Source organism: Bradyrhizobium rifense, from assembly GCF_008123425.1.
Lineage (GTDB): Bacteria > Pseudomonadota > Alphaproteobacteria > Rhizobiales > Xanthobacteraceae > Bradyrhizobium > Bradyrhizobium rifense.
Window position 1 is genome coordinate 51,752 of the sequence record NZ_VSSS01000015.1, and the last position, 10,405, is coordinate 62,156.

General features: G+C 64.9%; 8 protein-coding genes. 5 read left to right on the forward strand and 3 right to left on the reverse strand.

The genetic code is table 11. From position 1 onward, the window contains the following. Nucleotides 1–127 precede the first annotated feature (127 nt). The 5 genes from FXB40_RS08710 to FXB40_RS08730 all read left to right on the forward strand — a co-directional run bounded on the left by FXB40_RS08710 (nucleotide 128) and on the right by FXB40_RS08730 (nucleotide 5,333). Nucleotides 128–880: a haloacid dehalogenase type II gene (locus tag FXB40_RS08710; protein ID WP_148771801.1), complete on the forward strand. Its 753-nt coding sequence runs from the start codon at nucleotides 128–130 to the stop codon at nucleotides 878–880. A gap of 83 nt (nucleotides 881–963) precedes the next feature. After that, a complete protein-coding gene (locus FXB40_RS08715) occupies nucleotides 964–1,734 on the forward strand; it encodes an IclR family transcriptional regulator (protein ID WP_148771802.1) in 771 nt (256 codons plus the stop codon). A gap of 290 nt (nucleotides 1,735–2,024) precedes the next feature. Beyond that, complete coding sequence (locus FXB40_RS08720; RefSeq protein ID WP_210352144.1) at nucleotides 2,025–3,305, forward strand: MFS transporter; 1,281 nt, start codon at nucleotides 2,025–2,027, stop codon at nucleotides 3,303–3,305. Nucleotides 3,306–3,315: 10 nt separating this feature from the next. After that, complete coding sequence (locus FXB40_RS08725) at nucleotides 3,316–4,926, forward strand: N-acyl-D-amino-acid deacylase family protein (RefSeq protein ID WP_148771804.1); 1,611 nt, start codon at nucleotides 3,316–3,318, stop codon at nucleotides 4,924–4,926. 23 nt (nucleotides 4,927–4,949) lie between these two features. Then, the gene (locus tag FXB40_RS08730; RefSeq protein WP_148771805.1) at nucleotides 4,950–5,333 is read left to right on the forward strand and encodes a RidA family protein; all 384 of its coding nucleotides are present in this window, start codon (nucleotides 4,950–4,952) and stop codon (nucleotides 5,331–5,333) included. A 54-nt stretch (nucleotides 5,334–5,387) separates the two neighbouring features. Here FXB40_RS08730 and FXB40_RS08735 read toward each other — a convergent pair whose 3' ends face one another. The 3 genes from FXB40_RS08735 to FXB40_RS08745 form a co-directional block, all read right to left on the reverse strand. After that, a complete protein-coding gene (locus tag FXB40_RS08735; RefSeq protein WP_148771806.1) occupies nucleotides 5,388–7,655 on the reverse strand; it encodes a TonB-dependent receptor in 2,268 nt (755 codons plus the stop codon). 142 nt (nucleotides 7,656–7,797) lie between these two features. Then, nucleotides 7,798–8,196 (reverse strand): DUF2946 domain-containing protein, encoded by a 399-nt coding sequence (locus FXB40_RS08740; RefSeq protein ID WP_148771807.1) that lies wholly within the window; start codon nucleotides 8,194–8,196, stop codon nucleotides 7,798–7,800. A 140-nt stretch (nucleotides 8,197–8,336) separates the two neighbouring features. Further along, on the reverse strand, nucleotides 8,337–10,400 hold the full coding sequence (locus tag FXB40_RS08745) for a hypothetical protein (RefSeq protein WP_148771808.1): 2,064 nt from the start codon (nucleotides 10,398–10,400) through the stop codon (nucleotides 8,337–8,339). Nucleotides 10,401–10,405 lie beyond the last annotated feature (5 nt).

A 10,405-nucleotide genomic window follows, 5' to 3' on the forward strand; every position in this document is an offset into this window, starting at 1 on the left:
GACGTCGCTTCAGGTCGGTGCGAACGGGAATAATCGGAGCGGTGGGAAGATCATGGTTAGCGAAACGCGTCCGGCTGGAGCCGGGCAAACCGCGGCCAGCTATGTTCATCGGATAAGAACGGCCCAGATGCCCTTCAGTCGTCGCCAACTTCTCGCGATCACGTCGTTGACTGTCGCATCCGGGATTGCAAACGCCTCCCCGCGATCAGGCACGCCGATCCGAGCGATCGCCTTCGACGGCTTTCCGATTTTCGATCCGCGTCCGATCTTTGCTCTTGCCGAGAACCTGTTTCCCGGACGTGGTGCCGAGCTGTCAAGCGTCTGGCGAACGAAGCAGTTCGAGTACACATGGCTCCGCACCATGAGCGGACATTATCGCGACTTTCTTGGCGTCATCGATGACGCCCTGGTGTTCGCCTGCAAGTCGCTCGATATCGAGCTGACCGGCGTCAAGAGAAGTATGCTGGTCGAGAGCTATCTCAAAATGATGGTCTGGCCCGACGTAGTGCCCGCCTTGTCCATGCTGAAGGACAACGGCATGCGATTAGCATTCCTGAGCAATTTCTCGCCCGCGATGCTCGACGCCAATATTCGCGCGGCTGGGCTCGAGGGCATCTTCGAATTTCAGCTGAGCACGGATGCGGTTCGGGCCTACAAGCCCGACCCGCGGGCCTATCAGATGGGCCTCGATGCTTTTGGACTGAAGCGCGAAGAGGTTCTCTTTGCGGCCTTCGCCGGCTGGGACGCGTCCGGCGCGAAGCTGTTCGGCTATCCGACGTTCTGGGTCAATCGGCAGAAGCAGCCGCGCGAACAGCTCGACGCCAGTCCGGACGGCGAGGGGCTTGGCATGATTGACCTGGTGCACTTTCTGTCGAGCTAGCGCCAGCGGACAGCTGCACGCTGTACCATCGGCGCGGTTTATGCCAAAACCGGAAGGCGAAGCTGACGAAGGACATGTGAAGTTTGGCCGCATCCAAAAAGGGCACCTCGCCCGCGGAACGCCAGAACGGGATTGATCGGACCATCGATCTCCTGGAAGCGCTGCTGCATTTGCGCGAGCCCTCCAAGCTCAGCGACCTCGCGAAGCAAATGGGCGCGCCGCGATCGACCGTCTATGCCATCGCCAACCGCCTGATCGAGGCGGACCTGCTGGAGAGCGTCGGCGAGGGCGGTCAGGTCTATTTCGGCAAGGCGGTGCATCTCTACGGGCGGGCCTATGCGGAGGCCAATCCGCTGCATCGCCGATGCCGCGAGGCCCTCGACCGGCTGGCGACCCAGCACAGCGCCACGGCGCAACTCTGCGCGTTGCGCGGCCGCAAATATGTGGTGGTCGATACGCGGGATGGGTCGGGCCTGTTCCGGATCACGACGGATGTTGGCATCGAGGTGCCGCTGCCGTGGACTGCATCCGGCCGGTTGCTGCTGGATCATATGAGCCCGGCAGACATTCGCGCGTTCGTTCCGAAAGAGGATTTTCGCCTTCCGGACGGCCGCGTCCTCGATATCGACGATTTCGTCAAGGACGTCGCACGCGCCAGACGTGACGGCAAATGCGTGACGACGGCGCTGTCCGACCGGTTTACGTCATGTCTTGCCGCCCCCATCCGGGACAAGAAGGGTGTTGCGGTCGCGACGCTTTGCTTCGTTGTTCCCGCGGATTCGGTGAAGGAGCGCAGGACCGCGCTGCTCGACGACCTCGTCGCCACCGCAACCGAACTCTCTGACCACCACTAAGCCATTGAACTGAACCGAGCGGCAGCGTTGCGACCGATGTACTTGCATCGCTTCGGGCGCCGTCCTCGCGTGTCCAGGTGGGCGGGCCCGCATGTGCAGGCTTGACAGGATGCCGCGCGAATAACTAACGTGACGCTATAAGATAATATTGTCCACTATAAGAGACAATGCAATTGCAGGCGCGGCGACGTTCTCCCGTGCCCCATGTCGGGGCGAGAGACGCGCCCCTGCGTTCCAAGCGAGGATTCAAAATGGCGGATGCAGGCCAACAGGTACCCGGACGACGCTGGATGATCGGTTGTCTCCTCGGCGTCGGCATTCTCATCAACTACATCGATCGTGTCGGGCTCTCTGCCGCGACGCCCGAGCTCACCAGGGAGCTCGGCCTCACCGCCACTGACATCGGGCTGCTCGGCAGCGCGTTCTTCTGGACCTATTCGCTGCTGCAAGTCCCCGGCGGCATGGTGCTCGACCGCTTCGGCGTCACCATGGTCGGCCGCGCCAGCAGCTTCCTCTGGGCGGTCGCCGCCACCATCACCGCGCTCGCCAGCGGACTTTGGGGCATCGCCGGCGCGCGCCTGTTGCTCGGCGTCGCGGAAGCACCGGCCTTTCCGGCAAGCCAGAAGGCGACCGGCCATTGGTTTCCGCTCGACGAACGCGCGCGCTCGACTGCGATCTTCGATTCCGCTGCCAAATTCTCCAACGTGATCGGCGTGCCGCTGGTCGCCTATGTGATCTTTCTCTACGGCTGGCGCTGGGGTTTTGGCGTCACCGCGCTGCTGAGCTTTCTGTATTTCGTCGCCTATTACGTCATCTATCGAAATCCGAGCGAAGATCCGAAGCTCTCCAAGGCGGAGCATGACTACATCGTTGCCGGCGGCGGCACGCCGGAAGGTCCTGCCACGGCGGGGCAGAGCCGCATGCTCGGCTACCTCTTGCGCAACCGCAAGGTCTGGGGGCTGACCATCGGGTTCTCCGCCTATGGCTACACCTTCTATCTCTTCCTCACCTGGTTGCCGGGCTATCTCGCGCAGACCATGCACATGAACCTGATGTCGGCCGCGGGCTATTCGACGATTCCCTGGATCTTCGCGACGTTGTCCGACCTCCTGATCGGAGGGTTCCTGGTGGATCATTTGATCGCCCGTGGTTACGACAGCACGCGGGTGCGCCAGTCGGTGATCATCGTCGGCATGCTGATGGGGCTTGCCGTGATCGGCGCCGCCTTCACCGTGAAGCCGGGCTGGGCGCTGCTGTGGTTGTCGATCGCGATCTCGGGATTGTCAGCCGCGGCGCCCGTGGGATCTTCGATCGTGTCACTGATCGCGCCGAAGGGCGGAGCGGGAACCGTCGGCGGCATTCTGAATTTCACCAACAACATGATGGGCGTGCTCGCACCGATCGTGACCGGGATCGTCGTCGACTGGACTCAATCCTTCGCCGGTGCCTTTATGATTGCCGGCGTCGTGCTGCTGATCGGCATCTTCTTCTATGTCGTGGTGCTCGGACGGATCGAATCGATTCCCGATTTCGAAGAGGCGTCGCCACCAGGCGCCGTGCCTGTTCACTGAGGAGAGGGGCATGTCCCAGAGTTCCAACAGCAAGGACACGCTCATCCGCAATGCCCGGCTGATCGACGGCACCGGTGCGCCGTGGTTCGAGGCCGACCTGCGCATCAGCCATGGCCGCATCGCGGCGATCGGCGCCTCGCTGCCGGCGGAGGACGCCGACATTATCGACGCGCGCGGATGCTATCTCGCGCCGGGCTTCATCGACGCCCATTGCCATGACGATTTGATCTGCCTGCGCGAACCTGACAGACCCGAGAAGGCGTTGCAGGGCGTGACCACGCTCGTGGTCGGCAATTGCTGCTTCTCGCTCTATCCGGCGACCGCAGGCTCCGCCGAGATGCTGCGCCTGCACTTCTCGGGTCTCGCCGGCGAAACCCGACCCGACGAAGTCTTCGACAGTTTCGACGGCTACCGGCTCGCCCTGGAAGGGCCGGGCGTGGCGCTCAACCTGGTCTCGCTGGTCGGACATGCCGCGATCCGGCTCGCCGTGCTCGGTTACGATCGCCGCGCGGCGACGGCGCAAGAGATCGCGGCGATGCAGGCGCTGCTCGCGCAGCAACTTAAGCAGGGCGCTGCCGGCCTGTCGCTCGGCCTCGTCTATCCGCCGAGCGCCTATGCCGATACCAACGAGCTGTGCGCGCTGGCGGAGACGGTGCGGGCTCACGGCAAGCTGCTCACCGCGCATATCCGCAGCTACGAAGCGGGCCTCCTCAATTCCATCGACGAGTTCATCGCGATCCTGCGCGCCTCCGGAGCGGCGGGGCTGTTGTCGCATCTGCAATCGGCGGGAAAGCCGAACTGGGGCGCGATCCCCAAGGCGCTCGACCGGCTCGAGGCCGCGCGCGCGGAGGGGATCGATATCTCGTTCGACATGTATCCGTATCCTGCCGGCAGCTCCTACATGCTGCAATTGCTGCCGCCGGCGGCGCTCGAAGGCGGCATCGACGCGCTGCGCGCGCGGCTGCGCGATCCGGCCCAGCGCGAGGCGCTGCGCGTGCTGGTGGAGGAGGGCGATCCCGATCCGCATGCCGCGCAGTCCAAGATCGTGCTGATCGGCTGGCACAATGTGCGCATCTCCGGCACCGGCAATCCCGCATTGAAGCCGCTCGAGGGCAAGTCGATGGTCGATGCCGCGCGCGAGCTCGGCATCTCTCCGTTCGATCTCATGGTTCGCTGCATCGAGGAGGACCAGGGCCAGACCGCCATCATCATGTTCCAGCTCGATGAGGCCGATTTGCGCGCGGCGTTCACCCATCGCCTGCACATGGTCGGCTCCGACGGCATTCCGCGCCCGGGCACCAAGCCGCATCCGCGCGCCTATGGCAGTTTCCCGCGCGTCGCCGGCCGCCTCACGCGCGAGCAAGGCTGGTTGACGCTGGAGGATGCGGTGCGGCGAATGACGGCGATGCCCGCCCAGCGCTTCGGCCTGTCCGACCGAGGCATCCTGCGGCCGGGCATGGTCGCGGATCTCACGCTGTTCGACGAGACCATCATGGACAAGGCGACGTTCGAGACGCCGACGGAAATGCCCGCAGGCATCCGTTCTGTCTTCGTCGCAGGCGAGGCCGTGGTCACAGACGGACGCAGCACCTTCGCGCGGCCCGGCCGGGCCCTGACATAATCACCACACACAGGACGAGACCAATGACGCTGAAACGATACGGCGCGACCGGCGGCACCGGCACCGGCGGCCAGCACCTTCCTTTTGCCCGCGCGGTCGAGGCCGACGGCTGGCTTTACGTGTCGGGGCAGACGCCGATGGAGAACGGCGAGGTGATCGAGGGCGGCATCATTCCCCAATCGCACAAGGCGATCCGCAACCTGCTCGCGATCCTGACTGAAGCCGGCTTCGAGCCGAAGGATGTCGTGCGTTGCGGCGTCTGGCTCGACGATCCCAGAGACTTTCAAAGCTTCAACAAGGTCTTCGCCGAATATTTCGGCGCCAATCCTCCGGCGCGGGCCTGCGTGGTCTCAAGCATGGTGGTGGATTGCAAGGTGGAAATCGACTGTGTCGCCTATCGCAGATGAGCCGCATTCTGCTGCGTCGGGGCCCGCAGGCCCCGACGCATGCAAGCCGCACAGCTAGAACCGCTGCGACATGCCGACATAGAAGCCGCGTCGCGGTCCGTATTGCGGGGCGAACACGCCGATGCCGGAGCCGTCGCGGATCTGGTAGATCGTGTCGAACGCATTGACCACGTCGAAGCGCACCGTCGTCGGCTTGTTCGGCGCGACGATGTTGAAGTCGTGCGACAGGCCGAAATTGACCTGCGTGTAGCCGGGCAGGTGATCGGTGTTGGCAAAGCCCGAGCGCAGGCCGCTTCCGTAGATCATCGACACGCTGAAGCGCGTGCCCTCCCAGAGATAGGAGGCGCCGGCCGATCCCGACAGCATCTGGGCGTGGTCGGTGTAGATGTAATGGCCCGAGATGTAGGCGAGCTCGTCCGCGCCGAACAGATACTGGTTCGAGACGACATTGGTCGCGATCTGCTTGGCCCAGGCGAGATTGGCGTAGGCGCTGAAATTGCCGTTGCGATAGGTCGACTTCAGCTCGACGCCGACATTTTCGGCGCGATCGTAGTTGAAGCCGCTCAGCACATAGGCCGCGCCGAACTGGCCGTCGTCGAGCAGATCGCGCGCCTTCTTGTAATAGGCGTCGGCGCCGACCTCGAGACCGGGGATCGGGTAGATCTTCTGGGTCACGCCGACGTCGAACACGTGCGCGCGCTCCGGCAACACCGGGCTGTTCAGCCCGACCTCGGGCGTCTGCGTGTTGGCCGGTGCACCGGGCGGGGTCACCAGCGCGAGATTGACGGGTGCGGCGATCACCTGTGAGGGCGGGGTGAAGGTACGCGCATAGCCGGCGTGGAACGTTGTGCCCTCGAACGGCTTCCAGGTCAGGCTGGCGCGCGGGCTGAGCTGGTTCGCATCGACATATTGGTACATCTGGTCGAAGCGCAGGCCGGCGTTCAGGGTCAGATTGTTGGTGATCTTCCACTCATCCTGGACATAGGTCCCGATCAGCCAGCCGGTCTTGGCGCTGGAATCGAACACCGAGAACGGCGCGTCGTTCGTTCCCGCCGTCGGGTCGGTGGGATCGGCCAGCGGCAGCACCGTCGTGCCGCTGTTGACCAGTGTCCGCTCCGCGCTCACCGACAGGCCGAAGCGCAGCGTGTGGGCATAGCCGATGCGCCAGGCGGTGTCCTGCTGGATGCCGTTGACCACGCTCTGGCGGTAGACGTCCGAGGAGACGCCGTTGAAGACGAGATCGCCGACCGGGTCGGGATAGAAGTGCAGCTGGCTGTACCGATTGAAGTAGGAGGTCTGGGTGTCGAACTCGCCGTTCGATGTCTGATAGGAGACGACGTTGAACTGGTTGAACTCGTTCTGGTGCTCGCCCAGCCGGGACGAGTCGAAATCCGAGACGCCGAACGCGGTGTTAGCAGGCGTCTGGCCGGGATTGTTCGGGATCTGGAACGTCGCATTCGACACGCCGCTCATGAAGGTGAGACGGCTGTTCGGATCGATCATCGTCGAGAGATAGAGAAATCCCTTTTCCTGGTTGGTGCGGTCGTGAATCGCATTGACCGACGGGGTCGGGTTCTCGATGCCGAGATTGTTCTGGAGAAAGCGGCCCGATAGGAAATACTGCGTCGGCCCGACGGTCCCGCCATACTCCACATTGGTGGAAATGGTGCCGTTGCTGCCGCCATAGACGCCGACGATTCCGGAATTGTTGAAGGCGTCGGCCTTGGTCTGGATGTCGAGCACGCCGGCGGTGCGCTGGCCGTATTGCGCCGGCAGCGCCCCGGTGAGCAGGCTCATGCTGCCGACGATGCCGGTGTCGAGGATCTGTCCGAACGCGCCGACGCCGTCGGGAAGCATGACGCCGTTGATGCGATATTGCAGATTGGCGTGCTCGTTGCGGACATGCAGGTCGCCGCTCGCCGCCGAATCCTGCGTAACGCCGGGGAACTGCAGCAGCACCTTGTCCAGCGAGGCATTGGTGCCCTGCGGCAGCGCCTCGATGGCCTGACGATTGAGCGTGTGGGCCGTGGCGCCGCCGGGCGGAAGCACGGATTGGCGTGCGGCGTCGAGCCGGTCGCTCTGGCCCTCGACGGCGGCTGGCGCCTCGGTCTGCGGCCGCGCCTGCGACGTTGAACGTCGCCTGTCGACGGCGACGCGTACCTTCGGGCGGCGCGGCGCCTGCGTTCGCTTGGGCGCATCGACTTCGACGCTGGGAAGCGTCGTGACGGGAGCCGTCGTCTGCGCCATGGCGCTGCCGCCGGGATAAAACAGCGTGAGTGCGGCGAGGCTCGAGCCCGCCAATATTGCTTTTGAAGACACCATTGTCCTGATTTCCGATCGCGCACCGCAGCTCTCTTCAGAGTTCTTGCAGGCGGTACGCGCCGTCGGCACGCGACGGATCAATTTCGATAGCCTTGCGGGATCGGCGCGCGGCCGATTCCAGAGGCAGCTCAATCGATGGGGATCAGGAGGCGGGAGGGGCGCGTGGCTGGAACGCGGTGGTGGCCGATTCCAGATGGCTGAATTCAGCGTCGGTGGTGCGGTAAAGCAGCTCGACCGCCTGCGGCAGCAACAGCAAAGGCGGCGTCGCGAACGTGACCGTGCCGGCCATCGCGACAAGTGCGCAGATCGCGCAATTGTCGTCGCCCGGCTGTTCGCGATCGGGGTTTGTCGGGGACTGCTTCTGGACCGCCGCGCGGCCGGCCGACGCGATGCTCTTGGCGCTGTCGGTCAGTTGGCCTTGCGCGAGCGGCGCGGCCTGCGCGAACCAGTGACTATGGCCGAAGGTCAGCGCGAACTGCACCAGCATCGCGAACAACGCGAGCCGGGCGCCGTGCCTGATATTCGACCGGAACCACTTCATCTGGAAAACGCCACCCCGCATCGCGAGGCGCCGACCGGGCGTCGCGATGTTATATTGTAACATCGCAGGAACAATGAACGGATGTCAACCGCCGCCGCAACGGCCCATGCGGACCGTTGCTCGATGTGTCGTTCGGGCAACTAACGCCCTTCGCGGACCCAGGTCGCGGCGAAGGCGCCGAGCAGCAGCAACAGGCCGATCAGGCCGGCGAAGATCGGCAGCACGCCGACGCCCTTGACGACGCTGGCGTCGCGCATCCGCACGCCCATCCAGCCATCGCCGGCGAAGGTGCTGGTCGAGCGCACCGGGACGATGCGCGGCAGCTCGACGCTCCCGCCATCGGCGATCCGTACCGCGCTGCCGCCGGTCGCCTGGGTCAGCGGCTTCAATGTCTCGGTGGTGGAGGTGACTTCCGAAAATTCCTTCGGATTGGTCGGGCCGACATTGATCAGCGCCTTCAGGGTGCCGTCGGTCGCCTGCCAGAGGCCGAGCTCGCTCGCGGGAAGGCTGGCGCGCCACTCGCCGGGATCGCCGGGGCTGAGCGTCAGATCACGCGAGACGCCGGAGGGCGAGGTCACGCTCACCGGCTGCACGCTGTCAGCCATGGTCTGGCGCACCACGATGAGATCCTTGCCCTGCACCTGGAGACGCAGCGCTTCTTCGTCGAGATCCGGCTGCTTCATCAGCCAGTGCGACATCCGCCTGAGCAGATCGAGATGCGGACCGCCGCCTTCATAACCGCGTGCCCACAGCCAGATGTGGTCGGACAGCAGCAGCGCGACGCGGCCCTCGCCGAAGCGCGACAGGAACAGCAGCGGCTTGCCGTCCGCGCCTGTCATCACCGGCGGGTTGACCGAATTGCGGGTCTCGACGGTGCGGAAGAAGCGGCTCCAGTGCGGCGGCTCGAACGCCGAGCCCTCCAGCCCGCGCGTCACGGGATGGCGTTTGCCGATGTCGGAGAGATGCGCATAGAACGGCTTCTCGGTGACGCCGACCGGCTCGGCCGGCAGCACCGTGTCGAGCGGCGTGCGCCAGATGCTGGTGTTTGAGGCATAGTCGGGGCCGGCCGACACCAGCACGGCGCCACCTGCGCGCACGTAGCGCGCGATGTTGTCGAAATAGGCGATCGGCAGCACGCCCTGGCGGGCGTAGCGATCGAAGATGATCAGCTGGAATTCGTTGATGTGCTGCTGGAACAGCTCGCGGGTCGGAAACGCGATCAGCGACAATTCGTTGATCGGCGTGCCGTCCTGCTTCTCCGGCGGACGCAGAATGGTGAAATGCACGAGATCGACGCTGGCGTCGGACTTCAACAGGTTGCGCCAGGTGCGCTCGCCGGAATGCGGCTCGCCGGAGACCAACAGCACGCGCAGCTTGTCCCGGACGCCGTCGATGGCAACCACGGCGCGGTTGTTCACCGGCGTCAGCTCGCGCTCGAGGGGCGAAGCCTCGATCTCGACGATGTTCGGTCCGGCATGCTTGATCTCGACATCGACGCTGGCGCTCTGGCCGCTTGCGAGCGTGCGCTCGTTGATGACCTCGCCGTCGCGGCGGACCGTGACCTTGGCGCGCTCGCCGGTGACGCCCTGGTCGTCGAGCTTGTAGGTGATGGTCTGGTTCTGGCCGACGATGCCGAAGCGCGGCGCCGCCGTGATCGCGATGCGGCGATCGCGCTCGTCCTTCTGTCCGGTGATCAGCGCCTGCACCGGCGCCTGGAAACCGAGCGCGGCGGCGTTGGCCGGGATGTCGTGCACGCGGCCGTCCGTGATCAGGAACGCGCCGGCGACGCGGTCGACCGGAACGTCCGACAGCGCGGAGGCCAGCGCGCCGAACAGCTTTGTGCCGTCGGTCTCGCCGTCGGCCTGTCCGGCATCGACGACGCGCACTTCAAGTCCCTTGATCTTCTTCAGGCTGTCGACCAGCGCCTCCTGGGCCTTCGCGGCTTCCTGGTTGCGCTTGCCGAAATTCTGGCTCGGGCTCTTGTCGACGACGACCGCGGCGACCGAGGTGAGGGGATCGCGGTCCTCGCGCGTGAAGGAGGGATTGGCGAGCGCCAGCAGGAACAGCGCCAGCGCAGCCACGCGCACCGCCGCGCCGCGCGCCCGCGCAAGCAGCAGCACGATCGCGATGACCACGATCGCAGCGAGCGCGATCCACAGGACGATCGTGGGAACCAGCGGCGTGAACGCGATGCCGTAATTCATATCGA